Source organism: Nocardia albiluteola (genome assembly GCF_018860155.1).
Taxonomy (GTDB): domain Bacteria; phylum Actinomycetota; class Actinomycetes; order Mycobacteriales; family Mycobacteriaceae; genus Nocardia; species Nocardia albiluteola.
Genome location: NZ_JAHKNI010000015.1, coordinates 156,457 through 179,240 on the forward strand (window position 1 = coordinate 156,457; position 22,784 = coordinate 179,240).

The 22,784-nt window shown below is 66.3% G+C and carries 16 protein-coding genes, 1 tRNA gene and 1 pseudogene; 11 read left to right on the plus strand and 7 right to left on the minus strand.

Translation table 11 applies throughout. The features are described 5' to 3' along the window. Positions 1–57: 57 nt before the first annotated feature. The 3 genes from KO481_RS34600 (at position 58) to pgm (ending at position 4,455) form a co-directional block, all read left to right on the plus strand. The gene (locus KO481_RS34600) at positions 58–1,575 is read left to right on the plus strand and encodes an MFS transporter (protein WP_215922713.1); all 1,518 of its coding nucleotides are present in this window, start codon (positions 58–60) and stop codon (positions 1,573–1,575) included. A 632-nt stretch (positions 1,576–2,207) separates the two neighbouring features. Continuing rightward, a complete protein-coding gene (locus KO481_RS34605) occupies positions 2,208–2,606 on the plus strand; it encodes a DUF190 domain-containing protein (RefSeq protein ID WP_308166885.1) in 399 nt (132 codons plus the stop codon). Positions 2,607–2,817: 211 nt separating this feature from the next. After that, positions 2,818–4,455: a phosphoglucomutase (alpha-D-glucose-1,6-bisphosphate-dependent) gene (pgm, locus tag KO481_RS34610; protein WP_215922714.1), complete on the plus strand. Its 1,638-nt coding sequence runs from the start codon at positions 2,818–2,820 to the stop codon at positions 4,453–4,455. A gap of 184 nt (positions 4,456–4,639) precedes the next feature. Here the strand turns inward: pgm and KO481_RS34615 are convergent, their stop codons facing one another. Further along, entirely contained in the window at positions 4,640–5,311 is a 672-nt protein-coding gene (locus KO481_RS34615) for a DUF899 domain-containing protein (protein WP_215922715.1), read from the minus strand. 366 nt (positions 5,312–5,677) lie between these two features. Between KO481_RS34615 and KO481_RS34620 the strand changes: the two genes are divergently transcribed. The 3 genes from KO481_RS34620 (at position 5,678) to KO481_RS34630 (ending at position 11,194) form a co-directional block, all read left to right on the plus strand. Further along, on the plus strand, positions 5,678–6,877 hold the full coding sequence (locus KO481_RS34620; protein WP_215922716.1) for an MFS transporter: 1,200 nt from the start codon (positions 5,678–5,680) through the stop codon (positions 6,875–6,877). A 401-nt stretch (positions 6,878–7,278) separates the two neighbouring features. Continuing rightward, positions 7,279–10,080: a P-loop NTPase fold protein gene (locus tag KO481_RS34625; RefSeq protein WP_215922717.1), complete on the plus strand. Its 2,802-nt coding sequence runs from the start codon at positions 7,279–7,281 to the stop codon at positions 10,078–10,080. A 373-nt stretch (positions 10,081–10,453) separates the two neighbouring features. Next, positions 10,454–11,194 (plus strand): DsbA family protein, encoded by a 741-nt coding sequence (locus KO481_RS34630; protein ID WP_308166886.1) that lies wholly within the window; start codon positions 10,454–10,456, stop codon positions 11,192–11,194. Positions 11,195–11,830: 636 nt separating this feature from the next. Here the strand turns inward: KO481_RS34630 and KO481_RS34635 are convergent. Both KO481_RS34635 and KO481_RS34640 read right to left on the minus strand, forming a co-directional pair. Beyond that, positions 11,831–12,184, minus strand: a complete 354-nt coding sequence (locus KO481_RS34635) for a hypothetical protein (RefSeq protein ID WP_215922718.1) — start codon at positions 12,182–12,184, stop codon at positions 11,831–11,833. A 13-nt stretch (positions 12,185–12,197) separates the two neighbouring features. Further along, a complete protein-coding gene (locus KO481_RS34640) occupies positions 12,198–13,595 on the minus strand; it encodes an HNH endonuclease signature motif containing protein (RefSeq protein WP_215922719.1) in 1,398 nt (465 codons plus the stop codon). 148 nt (positions 13,596–13,743) lie between these two features. Between KO481_RS34640 and KO481_RS34645 the strand changes: the two genes are divergently transcribed. Next, positions 13,744–13,816: transfer RNA gene (locus KO481_RS34645), tRNA-Ala, on the plus strand. A 339-nt stretch (positions 13,817–14,155) separates the two neighbouring features. Here the strand turns inward: KO481_RS34645 and KO481_RS34650 are convergent. Continuing rightward, entirely contained in the window at positions 14,156–15,292 is a 1,137-nt protein-coding gene (locus tag KO481_RS34650) for a YncE family protein (protein ID WP_215922720.1), read from the minus strand. 185 nt (positions 15,293–15,477) lie between these two features. On the opposite strand from KO481_RS34650, the pseudogene KO481_RS34655 reads away from it, so the two are divergent. Further along, positions 15,478–15,903, plus strand: a pseudogene (locus KO481_RS34655) (transposase); the annotation flags it as partial. 12 nt (positions 15,904–15,915) lie between these two features. On the opposite strand, the gene KO481_RS34660 reads toward KO481_RS34655, so the two are convergent. Then, a complete protein-coding gene (locus KO481_RS34660) occupies positions 15,916–17,259 on the minus strand; it encodes an MFS transporter (protein ID WP_308166887.1) in 1,344 nt (447 codons plus the stop codon). 69 nt (positions 17,260–17,328) lie between these two features. Continuing rightward, complete coding sequence (locus KO481_RS34665; RefSeq protein WP_215922722.1) at positions 17,329–18,285, minus strand: acetamidase/formamidase family protein; 957 nt, start codon at positions 18,283–18,285, stop codon at positions 17,329–17,331. A 258-nt stretch (positions 18,286–18,543) separates the two neighbouring features. Between KO481_RS34665 and KO481_RS34670 the strand changes: the two genes are divergently transcribed. Then, positions 18,544–19,125 carry a TetR/AcrR family transcriptional regulator gene (locus tag KO481_RS34670; protein WP_215922723.1) on the plus strand — a complete coding sequence of 194 codons (582 nt, stop codon included), beginning with the start codon at positions 18,544–18,546 and terminating at the stop codon, positions 19,123–19,125. 100 nt (positions 19,126–19,225) lie between these two features. Here the strand turns inward: KO481_RS34670 and KO481_RS34675 are convergent, their stop codons facing one another. After that, the gene (locus KO481_RS34675) at positions 19,226–19,963 is read right to left on the minus strand and encodes an IclR family transcriptional regulator (protein ID WP_215922724.1); all 738 of its coding nucleotides are present in this window, start codon (positions 19,961–19,963) and stop codon (positions 19,226–19,228) included. 92 nt (positions 19,964–20,055) lie between these two features. Here KO481_RS34675 and KO481_RS34680 point away from each other — a divergent pair, with 92 nt between their 5' ends. Both KO481_RS34680 and KO481_RS34685 read left to right on the plus strand, forming a co-directional pair. Next, on the plus strand, positions 20,056–21,222 hold the full coding sequence (locus KO481_RS34680; RefSeq protein ID WP_215922725.1) for a pyridoxal-phosphate-dependent aminotransferase family protein: 1,167 nt from the start codon (positions 20,056–20,058) through the stop codon (positions 21,220–21,222). Between the two features lie 224 nt (positions 21,223–21,446). Then, positions 21,447–22,766, plus strand: coding sequence for an MFS transporter (locus tag KO481_RS34685; protein WP_215922726.1), 1,320 nt, complete (start codon positions 21,447–21,449; stop codon positions 22,764–22,766). Positions 22,767–22,784 lie beyond the last annotated feature (18 nt).

The following is a 22,784-nucleotide window of genomic DNA, read 5'->3' on the forward strand; positions in this document are numbered from 1 at the left end:
AGCTTTCATGGGAAGCGGAGGAGCTGCCTCCGCATACGGCATCCGACAGGGGAAATCATGACCACCTCGTTAGATCTGAACCAGGAGCGGGTGAAAACCGCATCCCATCGCAAGAACGACGATCAGGGCCGTCGTGGTTCCCACGCCCTGCGCTGGTGGGTGCTCGCCGTGCTCGGCGTGGCGCAGCTGATGGTCGTGCTCGACGCGACCGTGGTGAACATCGCGCTCCCCGCCGCGCAGCGGGATCTGGGATTCTCGAACGCCGATCGGCAGTGGGTCGTCACCGGATACGCCCTCGCCTTCGGCAGCCTGCTGCTGCTCGGCGGTCGCCTGAGTGACCTGTTCGGCCGGCGCACCACCTTCATCGTCGGCCTGGTCGGCTTCGCCGCGGCCTCCGCGATCGGCGGCGCGGCAACCGGATTCGACATGCTCGTGGCGGCCCGCGTCGCCCAGGGCGCCTTCGCCGCGCTGCTGGCGCCGGCCGCACTCTCGCTGCTCACGGTGACCTTCACCGAACCGTCCGAGCGGGCCAAGGCCTTCGGTATCTTCGGCGCGGTCGCCGGTGCCGGCGGTGCGCTGGGCCTGCTGCTGGGCGGCGCACTCACCGAGTGGGCGAACTGGCGCTGGGTGATGTACGTCAACCTGATCTTCGCGGCTATCGCGCTGGTCGGCGCGATGATGCTGCTGGCCAAGCATGTCGCCACCGAGCGGCCCAAGCTCGACATCCCGGGCACCCTGGTCGTCACCGCGGCCCTGTTCGGCATCGTCTACGGCTTCTCGAACGCCGAGCAGCACGGCTGGGGCAACGGGTTGACGCTGGCGTTCCTGATCGGCGGCGTCGCGCTGCTGGGCGTGTTCGCATGGCTCGAGGCGCGGGTGGCCAATCCGCTACTGCCCCTGCGGATCGTGCTGGACCGCACTCGCGGCGGCGCCTACCTGACCATCTTCGTGATGGGCATCGGGATGTTCGCGATCTTCCTGTTCCTCACCTACTACATGCAGCTGACCCTGCACTACTCGCCGATCGTGACCGGTGTCGCGTTCCTGCCGATGGTGGCCGCGATGATCGCCTCGTCGACGACGGTGCCCTCGCTGCTGCTGCCGAAGATCGGGCCGAAACTCGTTGTCAGCGGCGGCTTCCTGATCGCCGCCCTGGGCATGGCCTGGCTGACGCAGATCGGTCTGCACACCGGCTACGCCACGCACATCCTGCCGCCGCTGATCCTGCTGGGCCTGGGCCTGGGTGGCGCGATGTCGACCGCATTCCAGAGCGCGACCGCCGGCGTGCACCACGACGACGCGGGCATCGCCTCGGCGATGGTCAACACCAGCCAGCAGGTCGGTGGTTCGATCGGCACCGCGCTGCTGAGCACGATCGCGGCCTCGGCGGCCACGGATTACCTCTCGAACCATCGGCCCACCCCGGTGGCCGTGGCGCAGTCGCTGATCGAGAGCTACACCACCAGCTTCTGGTGGGCCGCGGGGATCTTCCTGGCCGGCGCCGCCATCATGCTGGCCCTGGTGCCGAACACCGCCCCGGCTCCGGCCGAGGGTGAGCCGGTGCTCGTGCACTGATCAACCGAATTCCCCACCCGGACAACGCCGTCCACAAGCGCCGCCCGCCTGCTGACAGCAGGCGGGCGGCGTCGTTCGTGCGCGCGATTGCGGGTGTCGGATCCCCGGACCGCCCCGGCCGCGGCGACCGACAGCAGCGTCGCCGCCAAAGCCGGTGCGGGACGCCACCATCCGGTCCGGGGCCGTCCGCGTCGCCGTGCCGGACTGTCAACCGTCGTCGTCACTCCTCGAGTCGTCGGATCGATCGATCGACGGCACATATGCGTCGAGATGGGAGGTTTCGGATACTGTGTGGTGCCGCCTGGCGTGCTCAGGCAAATGATCGGCTAGTTTGTTGAGCGTCGTTATTACAACAGTCCGAATCCCGTGCATTCGGCCGCCGCGCCGAATGGCCAGGACTATTGCGACAGCGCTCCCGTTGCATCGGCACCGGTGAGCGGCCGGATTCGCCCGCACCGATCGGGGCCGGATCGCTGACAGTTAGCATGATTCGATGATCGGCGGACAGCGGTAGGAGGTTTCCGCGTGGTTCGGCGCCGCTGTTGGGTAACCCCCGGGAAGAACGGTGGTGGCGCCCGCGAGGGTGAGGGCACGATGGACGGCACGAGGGGTAGTGCGAGGGATGGTGCGATGTGACACAGCGTGAACCGGTCGTGGAGATCGTGACGGAAGCCGATGCCTGGCAGCCCGATCCGCGCTGGCGTCCGGCGGCGCGCCTGACGGTGCTGCTAGGCGAGGACGACCATTGGCAGCGCAGGCCCCGCTACCACGAGATCGTGCGGCGTGCCCGCGACGCCGGCCTGGCGGGGGCCAGCGTGTGGCGCGGCATGGAGGGTTACGGCGTCACCTCGCGCATCCACACCACCCGGCTGCTGGACCTGGCGGAGAACCTGCCGATCATGGTGATGATCGTCGACGACGCCGAACTACTGCGCGAATTCGTCTCCGGCAACGCCGAACTGTTCGATACGGGCACCGTGGCGCTGTCCGCGGTGCAGGTCTGGAGTTCTGGCGCCGGGAGCCGCCCGTGACGGCGGACGGTGCCGAACCCGCCCCCCTGGAAATAGGGTCTCGGGCCGATCGTCCGGACGCCGGGCGGTTCGATACGGTAGTGGGTCTGGGCGCGACGGCCGGTGTACATGGCGGGGCTCACCCCGGCATCGGCGCACGCCCGGCAGAGCGGGTGTGGCCGTGATCCTGATGACCAGCCGGGCACAGGCAACACGGAAAGGAGGCCCCAGCATGGCCCACGATCGAGCCGGACGACCGGCGCGGGCCACCGATCTGGAGGATCTGCCGCATCTGGTGACGGCCTACTACGCCAACATCCCGGATCCCTCGGTGCCCGCGCAGCTGGTCCAGTTCGGAACCTCGGGGCATCGCGGGTCGAGCCTGGATGCCGCCTTCAACGAAGCCCACATCCTGGCTGTCACCCAGGCGATCGTGGAATATCGCGCCACCCGCGGCATCACCGGCCCGGTCTATCTGGCCCGCGACACCCACGCCCTGTCCGAGCCCGCCTGGACCACCGCGCTCGAGGTGCTGGCCGCCAACGAGGTCACCGCGATCATCGACGCCCGCGACCGCTACACGCCCACCCCGGCGCTGAGTCACGCCGTGCTGCGCCACAATCGGGGCGGCACCCGGCACCAGGCCGACGGCATCGTGGTCACGCCCTCCCACAATCCGCCCGGCGACGGCGGCTTCAAATACAATCCGCCGCACGGCGGCCCGGCCGACACCGTGGCCACCGACGCCATCGCCGAGCGCGCCAACGAGCTGCTACGCGGCGGTCTGGCCGGGGTCAAGCGCACCACCCTGGCACACGCGCTGGCGGGCTCGGTGCGGCGTTACGACTATCTCGACCACTACATCGCCGATCTGCCGAATGTGCTGAACCTGGACGCGATTCGCGGCGCGGGCATCCGGCTGGGCGCGGATCCGATGGGCGGGGCCAGCGTCGACTACTGGGAGGAGATCGGGCAGCGCTACGACCTCGAGCTGGAGGTCGTCAACCCGTTCGTGGACCCGACCTGGCGGTTCATGACCCTGGATTCGGACGGCAAGATCCGCATGGATCCGTCCTCGCGCTACGCCATGGCCTCGCTGGTGGCCATCCGGGACGATTACGACATCTCCACCGGCAACGATGCCGATGCCGATCGGCACGGCATCGTGACACCCGATGCGGGCCTGATGAATCCGAACCACTACCTCGCGGTGGCGATCGAATACCTGATCGCGAACCGGATGGGGTGGGATGCCCTGACCAAGATCGGCAAGACCGCGGTGACCTCCTCGATGATCGACCGGGTGGTGGGCGTGCTGGGGCGGCAGGTGCACGAGGTGCCCGTCGGTTTCAAGTGGTTCGTGCCCGGATTATTCAGTGGTTCACTGGCTTTCGGCGGTGAGGAGAGCGCGGGCGCGTCGTTTCTGCGGCACGACGGCACCGTGTGGACCACCGACAAGGACGGCATCCTGCTGGCGCTGCTGGCCGCGGAGATCACCGCGGTCACCGGGCAGAGTCCCTCGGCACGCTACGCCGAGCTCGAAAAGCGTTACGGCTCACCGGCGTACGCGCGCATCGATGCCGCCGCAACCCCGGAGCAGAAGGCGCGCCTGGCGGCCCTGACCCCCGACGATATCGGCGCGACCGAGGTCGCCGGGGAGGAGATCACCGCCATCGCGACCCGCGCCCGGGGCAACGGCGCGGCGCTGGGCGGGGTGAAGGTGAGCACCGAGAACGCCTGGTTCGCCGCACGTCCGTCCGGCACGGAGGACAAATACAAGATCTACGCCGAATCCTTCGAGGGGCCGGAGCATTTGGCGCAGGTGCAGGCCGCCGCGGAAGAGGTCGTCGGGCAGGCGCTGGGGCAGTAGTCGTCACGCTCGCGGGGCTGTTCGCCGAATGTTGCGGCCCCGGTAGTCGTTCCGGTGGTGTGATGCACTGTGCGACTGCCCGAACTTCCCGGTGCCACGGATCGCCACACTTACCGGGCATTCGAGCCGGGCACTCGGGTGCGGGCCCTGCGCAGTCGGCGTGGGTGTAGGCGTCGGCTGTGGATCAGTATTCGTCGCGTTTGCGGGGCCAGCCCTCGAAGGTGGTTCCGCGGCCCAGGGGAGCGCGGTCCAGCAGTTGCCAGGTGGCGTTCAGGGTGTCGGTTCCGCGGTCGTACGTTGAATACGTGTGGTAGACAACGCCATCCGCAAAGGCAAACGAGCTCAGGGCCATCAGCTCCATCACGTCCAGCATGCCCTGGCCGGCCGGGCGGTGGGCAGACGGGGTGTACATCAGCTTGTAGAAATCCTCGTTGAATCCGTTGTCGCCCATGGATACCCAGTCGATGTCCCAGCCGAAGCGCTCCTTGTAGGCGTTCAGGGTGGCCAGCGGTGAGCGGGAGGCCAGGATGAACGTCACGTCGCGATGGGCCAGGTGGGGGACCGCGCCCACGAGGTTGTCGGTCTCGAAGGTGCAGCCGGGGCAGCCCTCGGGGGTCTTCGGGCCGTGCATGAAGTGCCGGATGATCAGCTGGGACCGGCCGTTGAACAGCTCGGCCAGGGATTTCTCACCGGCGTTGGTCTGGAATCGGTACTCCTTGGTGACCGGCACCCACGGTAGCGCCTGTCGCTGCCGGGCCAATTCGTCGGCGCGGCGGGTCAGCTCCTTTTCCTGGGCGCGCAGGGCCTCGTATGCCTTGTGCCAGTCTTCGCGGGTGCCGATGTCATGTGTGATCATCCTGTGATCCCTTGTTCCGCGGGCGGAGATGTTCTGGAATGGAGACCGGCCGGGTGGGGAGAACTCATCGGTCCGCCGAGTGCATTCGGGGCCGGCGGCCGCGGCGGGCGGCTCGACCTATTCCATGGTCGGTGATGTGCCGATACGGATGGGTCGTGCCGGGTGTACGGACGTCCGTGTCGTGGATGTCGCGCTCGGGCCGCGGGTCAGCGGGGCGGTGACGACGGAGGCCGAACGGCTTCGATGGCAGAGCTACGGACCGGCGGTCGCGCCGGTACGGGCCGATGCGGCGCGGGCTGATGGTTCGGTGTGGGAAGAATATGACGTGCAGATGAGGTTGTGGTCGGGCGTGGACGGATGTTGTCGATGAGGAGCGGTAAGGCCGGGCGGCTGCCCGTCGAGATCTGGGTGCTGATCGGGGCGGCGTTCATCATCGCCCTCGGATTCGGGCTGGTGGCCCCGGCGTTGCCGCAGTACGCGCGCAGTTTCGGGGTCGGGGTGGCCGCCGCGTCGGCGATCGTCAGCACCTTCGCGCTGATGCGGTTGTTGTTCGCGCCGGTCAGTGGGCGTCTGGTGCAGCGGCTCGGCGAACGCTCGGTGTATCTGGTGGGCCTGCTGGTGGTGGCGCTGTCGACGGGGGCGTGTGCGCTGGCGCAGAGCTATTGGCAGCTCATCGTGCTGCGATCGCTGGGTGGCATCGGGTCGACCATGTTCACGGTGTCCTCGGTGGGACTGGTGATCAGGTTGTCGCCCCCGGGGCAGCGCGGGCGGGTGTCCGGGCTGTGGTCGACGAGCTTTCTCATCGGCTCGCTGCTCGGGCCGCTGCTCGGCGGTGTGCTTGCGCGATTCGGGCTGCGGATGCCGTTCGTGATCTACGCGGTCGCGCTGCTGGTCGCGAGCGCGGTCGTCTACTGGAATCTGCGTGGCTCGCAGCTGACCGCGCCCGAGCGCGCCGAGGCGGTGCGCGTGATGACCCTGCGCGAGGCACTCTCGCACGGCGCCTACCGGGCTGTGCTCTGGTCCAACTTCGCCAACGGCGCGGCCGTGTTCGGGGTGCGGATGGCGCTGGTGCCGCTCCTGGTGGTGGAGGCGTTGCATGCCTCGCCCGGCGTGGCCGGGGTAGCACTGACGATGTTCGCGGCGGGCGACATCTCGGTGATGTTCGCCGCCGGCCGGCTCTCGGATCGGCTGGGCCGCAAGCCCTTCCTCATCGTCGGCACCCTGGTGTGCGCGGCAGGCACCACCGCGCTCGGTATGTCGCCCAGCGTGCTGTGGCTGCTGGCCCTGTCGTTCGCGGCCGGCATCGGCTCCGGCATGTTCACCCCCGCCCAGCAGGCCGTCCTGGCCGACGTGATCGGCCCCGACGCGCGCGGCGGCCCGGTGCTTGCCGGCTTCCAGATGGCGGCCGACCTGGGCACGGTCCTGGGCCCGGTGGTGGTCGGCGCGATCGCCCAGCGGGTGTCGTTCGGCTTCGCCCTCGGGGTGACCGGGGCGCTGCTGGTGCTGGCGGCGGGGGGCTGGGCGGTGGCGCCGGAGACGTTACGGCGGCGGGCGGTCGCCGCGTAGGTGTCGGGGCAGGTATAACCCGTGTTGATCGGTCCCGGGGTACATGTTGTCGGGCGCCCGCGCTGTCACCCGTGAGCGCCCGCGATCGACCAGGACCGGCTCGCGATGTCGTTTGCGCAACGGTTCGACCCGGCCCGTAGCTACGGCTGGGGGTGCAGCACCTGCTGTGCCAACGTGCAACGGCCGGAACGGTTCATGGGCGTCTCTCGGTAATCGCCAGCGTGACATGATAATTCGCGGTCGTGCTGCCTTCGCGCCGCGCCCGTTGCCGGAGGTGTGTTGTAGACTCCCGGCAACGAGACCGGGGCCGGATCCGGCGCCATCCATGGGGGAGAGTCATGCAACGTATCCGAGTTCGATCGATTCTCTGTGCTAGCTGTTGCGCCGGTGCGTGATTCGCGATGACGATGTCGGACTCCGCCTCGACGACCAAGCTCGGCACACTCGACGGCATCGGCTACTCGCTGGCGCAGACGAACCGGCCGTGGACGCTGGACGTCGATGCGATGGTGGTGTCGGTGGGGTCGAGCCTGGGTCAGCTCGGCGAGGCGCTGCGGGCCGAACTCTACGACAGGGCGTGGGACGCGGTCGATTTCGAAACCATCACCCCGCGACGGCCGCTCGTACTGGCGTTGCCCACCGCCGACCGACCGGATGTGGTTCTCGCCCATGCGATCCTGGTCGCGCCCCAGGAATACAACGACGGCCACCCCGAGACCACGGACCTGTCGCTGCTCAGCGCCACCCGCAGCGCACTCGACGCGGCCGTGGCAATCGGCGCGCGCCGGATCGCGATACCCCTCCTCGCCGCCGGTGCGTTGACCGAACCGGCCCGGAGGGTGGCCCGCATCCTCGTCCCCGCCGCCATCCAGACGATGCGGCAGCACTCCTCGCTCGTCGTGGAAGAGCTGGTCTTCCTGTGCCGGGACGACACGACCGCCGAGGTCATCACGAAAGAATATGCCCGGACGGCCGCCGCTCCGTCCTCGTCGTTCGATCCCGAACTGGCGGGCGGCATCTCGCGAGATCTCGTCGATACGAACGAGGGCATACCGCTGGCACAGGATCGGCTCGATGTCGCGCCGTATGTGGGGATGCTCGCGACCGTGATCGCGGACCGGAGCACACCGCTGCCCCTGTCGGTCGGGCTGTTCGGCGAATGGGGTTCGGGCAAAAGCTATTTCATGGCGATGCTACGTGATCAGATTCAGATGCTGGCCGAGTCCGGAGATTCGCGATACTGCCACGAGGTCGTGCACATCGGTTTCAATGCCTGGCATTACGCGGACAGTAATCTGTGGGCCAGCCTCGGCGACGAGATCTTCCGTCAGCTCGCCGGTGCCGAGGCGGAATCGCGCCCGCGCGCCGAACTGATTCGGGCCGATATGGCCGAGCGCCTCCATCAGTACCACCAGCTCGAGAGTCGCAAGAACCACGCTCGCGACACCGCAGCCCGCTTACAGACCGAGGTGGACCAGGCCGTCGCGGACCGGGTAACCTCGGCGAAGAACCTGCTTGCGGCAGTGTGTAATTCGCCGACCTATCGCGACACGATCTCGAGTATGTGGCGCACGCTCGGGATCGACGACGCCACGAAGCAGGCCGAACTGCTTGCCGACCAACTGCAGGGTAGCGCGAGCGAGGCGGCGACACTCACTCGGGCGGCGACGACCAAGATCGGCCGGCTTTCGCTGGCGGCGGCCGTCGCGGTGCTCGGGCTCGGCGTTTTGGTCCCGGTGCTGGTGGCCGGGATCAAGGACCACGCCGCGTTGGGTGTCGGGCTCTCGGCCACCGTCACCGGTCTCGGCGGCCTGACCTATCTGCTGGCCCGAATGCGTGCCGGCCTGCAGCGGCTGCGCACGGTCGGGGAGGAGCTGCGCGGCGAGCTGACCAAGGCGGCGGAGAACTCGGTCGACCGCGAGTTGGCCGACAAGCTGCGGAGCCTGCGTGCGGCCGAGGCCGATGAGCGGGTCGCGCAGGCGCAACTCGATGATGTCATCGCCCATGTCGGTGAGCTCGGCCGCGAACTCGCTGAGCTGGAACCGGGGCGGCGGCTGTACTCCTTCCTGGCCGCGCGGGCCCAGGGGGACTCGTACACCGGACAGCTCGGCCTCATCTCCACCATTCGCAAGGACCTGCAGCAGCTGGTCGGCCTCATGGCCGAGTGGCGCGCCGATCCCGATCCGGATTCGTCCCGGAGGCCGATCGATCGGATCGTGCTCTATATCGACGATCTCGATCGGTGCTCGCCGGACCAGATCGTCGATGTGCTGCAGGCGGTGCATCTGCTGCTGGCCTTCGATCTGTTCGTCGTTGTCGTCGGGGTCGACCCGGGCTGGCTGCTGCGATCGCTGCGCGGCCGGTATGCGGAACTGCTCCGCGATGGTGACATCGATGCCGACGGCGGCCAGTGGCGGACGCCGCAGGACTACATTCAGAAGATCCTCAACATTCCCCTGGTGCTACCGCGGATGGACAGCACCGGTCTCGCCAACCTCCTGCAGGGGCTCGCCGAACCAGCCGGGTCGGCCGCCGATTCCTCAGCCCCGCAAGGTCTTTCGCTGCCGCCGATATCGCCGGTCCCGCCCGCGGAATCGGCCGACCGAGCGGCCGGCGTGATCCTGATCGAAGCGGGTTCCCAGGTCGACGACATCGAGCGTCCGGTCGAGCCCGAAACCGAGCGCGCCCTTGCCCTCACCAAACCCGAATTGGCTCTGCTCGGCGCGTTGGACTGTTTCATCGAGACGCCGCGTGATGCCAAGCGCCTTCTCAACCTGTACCGCATGGTGCGAGCCACGCGCTCGCTGTCTCCGGTCTCCCGTTTTCTCGGACTCGACGGCCGGCCAGGCGAGTTCGAGGCCGTGGTGATCATTCTCGCCCTGTCGACCGCCCGTTCGGGTCTGGCCGGCGCGATACTGGACGCCCCACCGAATCCGCACTCGCCCGCCGCTGGCGGACTGGCCCATCGGGTGCCGAGCACCGACTGGAGCATATTCGTTGCGGATGTCGCCCCGCTGCGCTCGGAGAGCGGATGGGCGAATCAGATCGTCGGACCGATACCGGATGCTCAAGTGCCGCAGTGGAATAGGCTTCATCTCGGCCTGAGTCGGGTGTCCCGGATGACCACGTTCCCGGATCTGTCGGATCTGCTGATCTGGTTGCCGAAATTGCGGCGCTTCTCCTATACATTGAACTCCTATTGAAATACCGTCCCGATTTGCTTCTGTGACAACGGATTTCCACTATGGCGTAGCTAATTGCCGTGCGCGGCCACCGGCACCGCGCAGGCTGATATGGGCGCTCGCCCGTCTTCTTCGCAGCTGACACTGCCGTAGTTTCTGCAGGCCTGCCACACTCCGACCACGGGCGTCGGTGCGATGGTCCCGCAGAACCTTCCAGAACCGCTGTTGGACGGGGTCTGCTTCGCCGTCGCCGGGGCGGTGCTCGGTTTGGCGACGATCAGTGCCGCGAGCGGCAGCGTGATCCCGATTCCCTGATTCCTACGTCGGATGCCGAGCGAGTCCGGCGGGCACGGCGGGTTCCCGTGGCCCATCGGGCTTTGGCAGAGTGTTGGCCGTGAACTCCTCCGGATCGAAGTATCAGCCGCGACCGATGTCCAGCCGCACCACCTTCCTACTGGGTGGGGTTGCGCTAGTGGTGATCGTGCTGGTGGTGGTGTATCTGGTGCACTCGAACAGCGGTGGTGCGCTGAAGGTCCAGGAAGACGGGTATGGTGCCGCGCACGATCCGGCCGTGAGTGCGCTGCTGGATTCCGACGGCGCGATCGTGCTCGGAAAGCCGAACGCGGCCAAGACGATCGATGTGTACGAGGATCCGATGTGCCCGGCGTGCGGATCGCTCGAACACTATTACGGGCAGCAGATTTCCAAGGAGGTCGACGCCGGCAAGCTGGCGGTGCGGTACCGGATGGTGAACTTCCTGGACCCGAAGTCGGGCACCAAGGACTACTCCACCCGCGCCATCGCCGCCATCGACTGCGTCGCCGCCGACGGTGAGGGCCCGGCGTTCTCGAAGTTCCACCTGGCGCTGTTCACCACCAAGCAGCCCAGCGAGGAGAACGGCGGCAGCCTCAGCAACGACGAGCTGGCCGCGATCGCCAAGGATGCCGGTGCATCCGCCGACGTGCAGCAGTGCATCGCGAAGGGGGATCGGGTCGACGAGGCCCGCGATCACGCGCAGGCCGCGCTGGCCGGGCTGAAGAAGGCCGTCGGCCAGGTGGAGACGCCGACCGTGCTCGACGGGGGCAAGAACGTGGACGTGAGCGATCAGAACTGGGTAACCAAGCTCGCGGGGTAGGCGTACCTTCATTCGCTCCGGCCGTGTGCGGTCTGTGAATGGTTTCGCTGGCAGCGCTTGCTGGCGTAACCTCCGCATTTGCTCCGGCCGTGCGCGGTTCGCGCACGGCTTCGCCGACAGCGCCCAGCATGCGTACCTCTGCAATGCGCTGCGGCTGTGCGCCGTCTGCGGGCGGCTTCGCCAGTAGCGCTCATGCGGCGTAGCTATGCATGCGCTCCGGCCGTCCGTGGTCTGCGGCGGCTTCGCCGGTAGCGCCTGCTGGCGTACCTCCGCATTCGCTGCGGCCGTGCGCGGTTCGTGCACGGCTTCGTCGGCAGCGCCCAGCATGCGTACCTCTGCTTACGCTCCGGCTGTGCGTGGTCGGTGGGCGGCTTCGCCAGTAGCGCTCATGCGGCGTAGCTCTGCATGCGCTCCGGCCGTGCGCGGTCGACGGACAGCTCCGCTGACAGCGCCTATCCGGCGTGCCTCTGCATTCGCACGATAGCGCGAAGTATGCAGCGGCCTCACCGGCCGCGCCCATGCGGGGCTGGTCGCCCGGACGGCATCCCCAGCTGTCCGGGCGACGGTCCGCGGGCATCCATGGCCGCGATGCTTTACGTCGCGGCCGCATATCGCGGGCGCGGTCTCTTTGTCCCCTCAGGGTTCCTCGTCGATCAGTGCCTCGTAGATGCGGTTGCGCGCATCGGCGATCGCGTTGATGGTCTCGCGCAGCTGCCCGGCCATGGCCGCGTACTCGAATCCCGGTGGGGTCCGGTCGAGTTCGACCTCGAGCCGCCGATGGAGCCTTTCGAGGGCCGCGATGCGGTCGCGTTCGACGGTGACGTCGATGACGGTCGGTGCGGGCGGACGGTCGGCGTGCTCCATTGTGCTCGGTGCCCTCGTGATCCGGATCTCGTTCTGCCGGAACGACAGTGGCTGGGTCGGCTCGGGGTGACGGGCATAGAGGCGAGGGCCGGGCGTGCGGTCGATATCCGGTTGCAGCAGAACCATGAATGAATTCCCCTCAGCGGCTCGGGTTGTCGACGGAGTAGCGCCCGGAATAGTCGTCCTCGGGGGCCGCGGGGCGCAGGCCGGGACGGACGAAGGCGCCGTGGTCGATCGGATAGGTGAGATCGATGGTGGACGGGCGCGGGGCAGCCGGAGTCGTTGCGGGATTGGGCCATAGGACATCGGGCTCCTCGATATCGCTGTGCGGGAACAGATATCGAGTGCCCTCCCGGCCCGATGTGTGTTCGCCGCCGGTGGGACTGGTCCAACGCAGCGTATCGGCGTCGGACCGGTGCACTCGCCATGCCCGCTGTGCCCTGTCCGACAAGGATTTCAGCCGATAGTGGCGTGCACACAGCACCGCTAGATTCGCCATCAGTGTGCCACCGCCGCGGCCCGGATGCGCCGGATCGAACGGATCGGTGTGGTCCAACAGCGATTCGGCCGCGGGCATGGTGCACCCCGGAAACCGGCACAGCGCGTCCAGGGCGCGAATCTCCCGCTCCTGCCACGGTGCGGGTTCGGCTGCCATCGCCTCCTGCGTGCTGGTCGGATCCTCGGTGCGCTCGGGAATCAGTTCGAACTGTGCGTGTTCGGCGATCCGGCGGACCGATTCGGCGTCGATGGGCCCGTACCCGGCCAGGTGGGCCGGGGCATCCAGTTCGCCCAGCAGGGTGCCCACCGGTACGCCGATCTGGATCAGCGGCCGCCGGGGCGCCTCGGCGCGCGGTGCGGGACAGCCGGTTTCGCGGCCGCAGCCGCAACGCAGCCGCCGCGAGCCGTCGGCGAGCGCCACGAGGGCATCGGCACGCCGCTGCGGCATTGTGCGCGGATCGAGGCCGCAGACCTCCAGCGCCATCTCGCGCAACCGCATGGCAACCGTCTGGGCTCCCGGCGCGGGCAACAGGCCGTCGAAGACCGCCATCCCGTCCTGCACCGCCTTGATTCGCACATCGCGGTCGCCCTCGCGGCGCTCGCGACGGTTCCGCTCGCCGCCGGGATCGAGCTTGGCCACCCAGCGCCGCGCCGTCTGACGCAGGCGCGCCGGATTCGTCCGGGCGGCGGCCTCGATCAGCGTCTTCTCCACCTCGGCGAGCATCTCCTCCGGCAGGTCGCGGATGCTCTCGGCGATGACCTGGGCCCGCGCCAGGTCGATCCGCCCCGAACCGAAGGCCTCCCGGGTGCGCGGCAACCGATCCAGCCCGAGCCCGATATCGATCAACGCCGCCGCGACCCCCTCGGTGATCTGTACCGCCACTGCCGCCTCCGCGACCGCGAACTCCCCGGCAGGCTCACCCCCGGAAGCCTCCCGCCGCCGATACAGCTCCCGGGCGGCCAGCACCTCGGCCGCCTGCGCGAACGCCGCCGCCCCGTGTGCCCGCTGCAGCGCATCGATCAGCCCCTCATCACTCATCGCCTGAAGCTCTCTGCTATCGAACATGTGTTCGAGACTACCTGTCGAACTTCTGTTCCACCACCCCGTTATCCAGGCGATTTGGTACCAAAACCAACAGTGGTGTAACTTCGTTCAAGCCGACGGGGAAACCCCCGGCAAGCACCACGGGGCTATGGCGCAGCTGGTAGCGCACCACACTGGCAGTGTGGGGGTCAGGGGTTCGAGTCCCCTTAGCTCCACAGAAATAGCAGGTCAGGCTCGGTATAGTACCGGGCCTGACCTGTTCTATTAGGCCCAGTCCCGCGGAAACCCCACGGTTTCGGTGTTGTATGGGTATGGGCGGTGACCGAGTTGGTCCTGTGTCTATGTGGACGGCTCGGGTGGCGCGGCAAGAGTGCTCAGGGCGCCTTCGTACCATGCGTGTACTGCTAGCCAGACGTACGGGGGCTGTCCTTCTTCATTCTCCGGTTCACCGGCTTTGCACGTCTTCGAACGCCGCGTTCGAGAACGACGGTGAGGAGCAATCCGTGGTGGACCGCTCCCGCACCGGGTCTGCGTTTGGAAGTGCGGCGCTACGGCTACAGTCCGAAGCGCATGACGCCTCCGGCGGCGGTCGCAGTCGGAGCCACCGGCACGAACACGTTTCCGGTGTTCGAGTCGACCGCGACGGAGTGCGCGTCGCTGACGGTGGGAAGGTTGGCGATCCAGGTATTCGACCCGGCGTCGATGATGCCGAGAACCGGAGTGAACTTTGCGCCCTTCACGCCGGTCTGCGACGTGCCGTTCGCCGTCCAATTGCGCGATGCGGTGTAGTACCGGTTGAGCTTGGAGTCGTAGGCAACCTCATCCGACCCGCCGACCGAGGTAATCGTCTTGACGATCGAACCGTTGGTCGCGCTCACGATCAGGGTGATCTGCGGACTCCCCGGCGCCGCGTCGCAGCCCACGACCAGGTTCTCATTCGGCCCGAGAGCCATGCCCGTAGGGCCGCAGGCCCCCTCGGTGTAGGTCGCGCTCACCGCCGGCGTCCCAGCGACGACGCTGGCCGCCGAGATCACGTCGAGCTCACCGTGCGGGTTCGCCTGCGTGCCGTCGTTGTTGATGAAGAAGTTCTTCGTCCCGGGGTCGTACGCGCACTGCTCGAGACCTTTCGAGTCAGCGAAGGCATGTGTCGCTTTGACGGTATTGGTCGTCGTCGAGATCCAGGTCGTGTTCGGCGGTGAGTCTGCCGGGTTCGCGAACATCATCAGCTTGTCTGCCGGGTCGTAGCAGCCCTCGTCGGTGCGAAACCCGGCGCTCCCCGTCGCGATCGGCGCGGAGGTCGTCCCCGCGGCCGGGTCGACTACCTTCACCGCGTTGATGTCGCCGACGTAGACGCCGCCCGGGGTGGACACGACACCGTCCGGCCCGGAAAGGTCGCTCGTCGCCTTCGCGCCCGTGAAGCCGGAAACTTGGCGCAGTGCAAACGAGGTCGTGTCGATGATGTCGAGCGCCGAGTTCGTGCGGTCGGCGAGGTAGTACTGGTGCGTTGCCGGGTCGACAGTGCCGATGTCGTAGGAAAACTTGCCGCCCGCCGGGAGATTCGGCAGCGGGATCATCTGCTTGAAGTGCACGTTGGGTGCCGCAACGCTGGGAACGGATGAGTGGGAATTGCTACAGGCGGCTGCTGACCCAAGCAGCAAGCAAGCAACGATTGGAAACCATCGACTGTGCATGTCGATTAACCTTTTTCGTGCAGACACGCGCGCCGAATGGGCCGTCACCATCGACACGTCGTGCCCACACCGTACCCGCACGCTGCCAGCGAAACAACAGATCAGCAAACCTGAACTATGTTGCGCTGGATGGCAGTAGCGCCACCCGACACGGTTGATCACGACGAGCGCGGTCGTGCCGCGCAGCTGGGATGCAGGCCGAGATCCGCGACGGTTACTGGGCTTGTTTCGACACCGAGAACCTGAGCATCGAGCCCGGCCCGAAATTGGTCGAACTGATCGACACCCGCCTGCACAAATTCGAAAAACGTTATGCCCGAGCCTATCCCGCAGCGATGAAGATCCTGGCCACCGACCGGGAAGGGCTGACCTCCTGCTTGCGGTTCCCCGCCGAGCACCACAACCGGGTCCGCCATTCCAACTTCATCGAGCGAACGTTCGGTGAAACACGCAGGCGCGCCAAGGTTATCGGCCGATTCCCCGGCGAGACCAGCTGCATCAGCATCGTGTGGGCCGTACTCGACCGCGCCTCACGCGGCTGGCGCGGGTTTGCCATGACCCCCGCCGGCCTGCGGCTGCTGCAGGACCTGCGCCGCAACGCGCCGGAACCCCAGCTCACACAATCATTTCACGACTTCGCTGAGGTCCTGGGGGTTCAGCTCGGCTGCCTCGACGAGCGTGAGCTCCCTTGTCTCGGGCGCGAACCGCACGCATATTAGGGCACCCAGCAGTGTCAGAATGCCGCCGCTGAGCACGGTGATGCCGATGCCGTACTTGTTTTGCACGATCGGCACGAGAAACGTGCCGACAGTCGTGAAGGTGTTGACGAGCGCGAAGGACAGGCCGATGGCTGTGCCGCGGATCTCGGTGGGGAACATCTCCACCGGATACACCGCTTGCAGAATCTGCGTACCTCCGAGGAACACTGCATACATCGCGAACAGTGCAAGGGCGACCGAACCCGGGGAATTCGGGAAGATTCCCAGCAGCAGCAAGGGGATTCCCGCGAACGCGAAGCTACCGATAATCATGCGCCGCCGACTCATCCTGTTGACGAGGAGGACGGCGACTACCGTGCCGATGAGGAAAAGCACCGTCATGATCGCCGAGCCGATAACATCCATTCCTTTACCCAGGTGCAATGCACCAAGAATGGCCGGACCGAATCCGTAGATGGCGAACAGCGGGACCACCGAGCACGTCCACCAGACGAAGGTGAAGATCACTCGGCCCATATATCCCGAGCGAACCAAGGTGCGCAAGCTGGCCGTTCCATCTTCATCCTGGGGTAGTTCAGACAGGGTGACCCCGGCACCGAACACCTTGTGCATCACCGCCGTTGCCTCCTCGACGCGCCCCTTACTCACCAGCCAGCGCGGGGATTCCGGGGTGCCACGCCGGAGCACCAGGAACGCAATGCCGGGCACGGCGGCGCTGAGCACCATCCAGCGCCAGGCGCTGTCGCCAACGCTGTCGAGCATGATCGCACCGACGATGTAGGCGATCGCTGCGCCGACGAACCACATGACGCAGAAGAAGCCCAGTAGGCGTCCACGGTGTTTGCGTGGAATAAATTCGCCGACAAGCGACTGCGCGACGGGCCAGTCGGCTCCGACAGCCACACCGATGAGCAGGCGCGCGATGATCAGCGCCACGAAGTTCGTAGCCCAAAACGACGCAATGGAACACACGATCGTCAGTCCGAGCACCAACGAGTACAGCGTTTGGCGTCCGAACTTGTCGGCCAGAAAACCACCGAAGTAGGCGCCGGGCAGACCGCCGACCAGAGCCGATCCCACGACCAAACCCTGCTGCAGGGGGGACAAATTCAGCTGCGGCGCGATCTGAACCATCGCCGCGCCCGTTATCGACAGGATGTAGCCCTGCATGAAGGCGCCGCCGGACGCATACGCGGAAAGCCGTTTATGGAAAGACGATAGTGGTGCATCATCGAGAGAAGTCGTCACGGGTTATTGTCCTTGCTTACAGAAAGTTTTGAGATCGGTGCCGAGGCGGATTGGTTCCCCGCGGAAAGGTCACTTGGTGTCGGTAAACACACCCAGAGGCATGGTCATGGCGACGTTCCATACGCCCGCGTCCACGATTTCAATAATGCGGAGATCGCCGGTCGCGCTGCAGAGGACGTAGGCGTCCTCGCGGGTGAGGCCGTGCGTGTCGACGAGCCAGTCGATCATCGCCCGGGTAGCGGTCATCGCGGCGTTCATGAGGTCGGAGTCGATGCCCATCGTGGCGTAGTAGCCCATCTCATCCTTTTTCGAGACGGCCGCTGGCGGCACGTGGAAGGACGGGACGGTGACCTTGCCCTTGTGCAGAGTGAATTTCAGCGACGCCTTCATGGGACACTCGATGGCGGTCACGCAGACCTCGCCGTCGCCCTGGGCTGCGTGCGGGTCTCCGCAGGAGAACATTCCGCCGTCGACCCAGACGGGTAGCCACAGTGTGGCACCTGTTGTGAGGTGCCGGTTGTCCATGTTGCCGCCACCGCGGTGCGGAGGAAACGGAACTTGCCGGCCCGGGGTTCCGGGGTGAGTGCCCATGGTGCCTAGAAATGGCGTGATCGGGACTTCGATCCCGGGCGCGAAATTGATGTTGGGGCCGCCGGTGAGATCGAAGGTCTTGACGTAGCCCTCGGGGAAATCTTCGGGAAGCAATCCCATGCCCGGAAGGAAGGCAGACCATCCCCAGTCGCCCGCTCGGAGATCGAGGATCTCGATTTCGAGCATGTCGCCCGCGGTGGCGCCGGCGACATTGACCGGGCCGCACAAGTTATAGATCGAGTCGAATTCGAACTTCGCTTCCTCGAACCGCGCACCGGGCCAGACCTGGCCTTCGCCCGCGACCTGAATGTCAAAGTGCACGATGTCACCGGAATCGATGGTCAGCACCGGTTCCAGGTCGAGGTCCCACTCATGGTGGATTTTCGTGGGGTCTGCTGTGTGTTCCCGAGCTGCTGTGTATTCCCGTGTTGCCATTCCCTCGCCCTTCGGACGCAACGTATTGGAGTCGGCATCGCGTACCCACGCACCGGGGCCTGCTGTGGATCTTCCACAGGAAGCCTCGGAGCGAGCTGCGATGATTTCGATGTATCTGATACATCACATGGCGAACAAGTGATGCATCAGTCAGCATGTTGCACGTGCCGTTCGGCCCGTAGCAACGCACAAGGGCAAACTCACAGCGAGACGTCTAGTAATTATCTTTGTACCAACGACGGGTTGGAAACTGGAGAAATGACCCCGAGTCGAGCACGCGGTCGACCGCGCAGCGAGGAACGCCGCGACGCCATCCTGACAGCCGCCATGGAACTAATTCAGGAGGACGACCTGCGCAGGGCGTCGGTCGACCGGATCGCTGAACGCAGCGGAGTCAGCAAGGCGACCATCTATAAATGGTGGCCGAACAGAACCGCGGTGGCAGTCGACGCCTTCCTGCGTCAGATGATGGCGGACGCGCCCGTGCCCGATACCGGATCGGCGGCCGAAGACTTCCGCCTGACGTTGCGCGGCATGATGCGGTTCTACACCAGCGCATTTGGCGCGATCTACGCCCAACTCGTCGGTGAGGCGCAGTTCTACCCGACCGAACGCGAACGGATACGAACACACCAGGTGAACATCCGCCGAGCAGCCGTTAAGAAGATCTGGGACCGCGGTGTTGCGCGCGGTGAACTCGATCCGAACGTCGACCCCGAGGTGGCGCTGGATCTCATCTTCGGGGTGGCGATGTACCGGATGACGACCGGGCATGGAGGATTGACGCCCGCCGACGCCGACGCCATCGTGGCCACAGCAATGCGGGCACTGGCCAGCTGAGCAGTTGGAGCGCGCCGACGCACCGCAAGCCCCGAGGGCGCGGGCGAGGCAGAGCGGAGCGCGCGGAACACCGTCGGAGCGGCTCTCGAAGTGACAGAACCTAGCCGAGCCGGGCGCTGAGACTGCTCGCCGCCTTACTCAACGCGGCACCGAAAGCGACTTCGGATTCATCGGTGAGGCGGCTGATCGGGACGTTCACACTGAGGCTTGCGATCGGCTGATCCTGGCTTCCCATGACGGCTGCTGCGACCGCGCCGACGTCGGGCCTCCATTCCCCATGATTGACGGCGAACCCTCGTTCCCGGATCGCGGCCAGTTCGGCGCGCAGTTCGTCCGGGTCGGTGATCGTCGTGTCGGTGTAACGCGATAGCTCGTCCGTGAGCAGTTGTTTGATGACTTCGGGGCTGCTGTTCGCGAGTACCGCCTTGCCGTTGGCGGACGCATGCAGGGGGAGTGCGTGCCCCAGCGCCATACTCGTGCGCACCGGTTTGTCCGTTTCCAGCCGTTCGATCAGGACCATCTTGCCGTTCTCGGGAACCGTTAGGTGAATGGTCTCCTCAGTGTGCCGGCGCAGGTCCTCCATGATCGACAAGGCCGGACCGCGCAGGCTGAGATCCCCGCCGGCACGACCGCCGACCGCGAGTGCCTTGGTGGTCATCACCCACCGGGTAACTTCGCCCGAAGCGGGGCGAATCCACTCAGCTGCGTCGAGCGTGACCAGCGCACGCTGCACCGAACTCTTGGGCATGTTCAGTACGCGAGCTAACTCGCCGACGCCGATCGGCTGCCGCGATGCGACCTCTTCCAGCACGCGCAGTGCGTTCAGGACGTTTCGCAATGTCTTGACTCCTCGATCTTGCGTACCTACCATTGCCGGACCTTTTTACGGAACAGTGTGCCACCTCACGGCATAGATTGGAAATTGGTGTAGTGACCGCTCACAGTGGACGGCATTTCCTACAGATCCCCGGACCGACCAACGTGCCCGGTCGGGTGCTCAACGCCATCGCGCAACCGACCATCGACCACCGCGGACCCGACTTCGCCGACCTCACCCGGGACCTGTTGCAACGGGTCAAGCCGGTGTTCGGCACCAGCGGTCCGGTCGTCATCTATCCCTCTTCCGGCACCGGCGCGTGGGAAGCGGCGCTGGTCAACACCCTCTCGCCCGGCGATCGCGTGCTGGCATTCGAAACCGGTCATTTCTCCACCCTGTGGCGTGATATGGCGCAGCGCCTCGGGCTGGTCGTCGACTTCGTTCCCGGGGACTGGCGGCGGGGTGCCGACCCGGCGGCCGTCGCCGAACGGCTGGCCGCGGACACGGCACACAGCATCGCGGCGGTGATGGTCGTCCACAACGAGACCTCGACCGGGGTCACCAGCCGGATACCGGAGATCCGGGCAGCCATCGACGAGGCGAATCATCCCGCGCTGCTGTTGGTCGACACGATCTCCTCGCTGGGGTCCATCGACTACCGGCATGAGGAGTGGGGCGTCGACGTGACGATCAGCTGCTCGCAGAAGGGGCTGATGTTGCCCCCAGGCCTGGGCTTCAACGCGATCAGCGAGAAAGCGCTCGCGGCCGCACCGAAGGCACGGCTGCCGAAGGCCTACTGGGACTGGGCGCCCATCCTCGAGGCCAACGAGCGCGGCTTCTACCCCTACACGCCGGCCACCAACCTGCTCTACGGTCTTCGGGAAGCGTTGCTCCTCCTTGACGAAGAGGGGCTGCCCAACGTGTTCGCACGGCACAACCGCCACGCCGCAGCGACCAGGGCGGCCGTCCGGGGCTGGGGCCTCGAGATCCTGTGCGCCGACGAACGCGAGCACTCCAGTGTCCTGACCGCCGTTCTGCTGGGCGAGGAACACGATGCGGACAAGGTCCGCCAGATCATCCTGGACCGCTTCGACATGTCACTGGGTGCCGGCCTGAGCAAGCTCGCCGGGCGCGTATTCCGGATCGGCCACCTCGGCGACTTCAACGACTTGACGCTCGCCGGAACCCTCTCCGGCGTCCAGATGGGCCTCGAACTGGCCGGCGTGACCGTCGACCCCGCCGGCCTCCAAGCCGCACTCGAAGTCTTGCGTGCCGAATGACACCTCAGCGTGTTCCGAGCTTTCCTTCGAACCATTAACCATTCGCTCGGGACTCGGCGGATCACATCGTAAGCCCGCTATGAGGGCGTGGGCATTACGACCGGCCGCATGGCAGATCCGCGAGGCCGGCGCTGGAATCCGGTGCCGGTCTTCTGCCCTCGACTCTCATTGCTCCAACACAAGCTGGCGCCGACCGCGTTGGCAACCTACAAGGAGGTAGGTCGTTGACCGAGCAGACTTCCCCTGTCCGGCGCTTGGCCCACATGAAGCGGTGGACCTATATCTTGCCGATCATCGTCTTCATCTACGTCATCTGTTATATCGACCGAACGAACATCAGTTTCGCGCTGCCCCACCTCAAAACCGCCATGCATCTCAGCGGCGCGCAACAGGGTCTCGCGAGCGGCATCTTCTTCTGGGGCTACCTGCTGCTGCAGATCCCCGGCGGATACATGGCAGAACGATGGAGCGCGAAACGGTGGGTCGCGATCCTGATGGTGCTGTGGAGTATCGCCGCGATATCCTCCGGCTTCACCCACACCTTCGGTGAACTCATCCTCACGCGTTTCCTGCTCGGGGTGGCCGAGGGTGGCGTGCAACCCGCGCTGATGACCACCATCCGGTCCTGGTTCCCGTTCGCCGAACGAAGCAGGGCATACGCGATCTTCAAGCTCTACACACCGATCGCTGCGATAATCGCCGCCCCGTTCTCCGGCATCATCCTGACCTACGGCGACTGGCGCTGGTTGTTCATCATCCAGGGCGGGGCTCCGCTGATCATCGGGATCATCGCCTGGCTGGCGGTGATCCGCGACACGCCCGCCAAAGCAGGCTGGCTGTCGGAGACCGAGCGCAACTACATCGAGAATTCTCGTATCGAGGAGGGCGAGCCACTCAAGCCCCAAGGGACGTTCAAGGCCGCCTTCACGAGCGGGATCGTGTGGTATTTCGCCCTGATCTACACGTTGACGCAGACGGGCCTGCTCGGCCTCACGTTGTGGCTGCCGAGTGTGCTCAAGAAGGCTTTCCACACCGACATGCAGGTGGGTTTCGTCGCGATACTGCCCCAGATTGCCGCGGGTATCGCCATCATTCTCATCGGCCGATCGGCAGACCGCCGGGGCGGGCACGTCGCCCATATGTCGGTGGTTCTCGGTTGCGGGGCGGTGATTCTCGCCGGCGCGAGCCTGATCTCGCCGCACCAGAAGTGGCTTGTGCTCGGGGCGATGATCCTCGGCACGGCGGCGTCGATCGCCTGGTACGGGCCGTTCTGGGCGACGGTCACCAAGCTGACCCCCCTGGCGGCCGCGGGCGCAGGGATCGGTCTGATCAACGGCGTCGGCAACCTGGGCAGCTTCGTCGGGCCTTATATCGGCGGATGGCTCAGCGACCTCAGTGGTGGGGGATACGCACTCACCCAGGTGTTCTTCGGTCTGGTCTTCGCCGCCGCGGCACTGCTTGTCCTGCCGTTGCGTAAGAAGCTGCGGGCGCTGAGCCTCGAACAGGCCGGAACGAAGAAAGCACAGGTGCCGGACCCCGCCTGACTCAGCTAGCCACCGCGG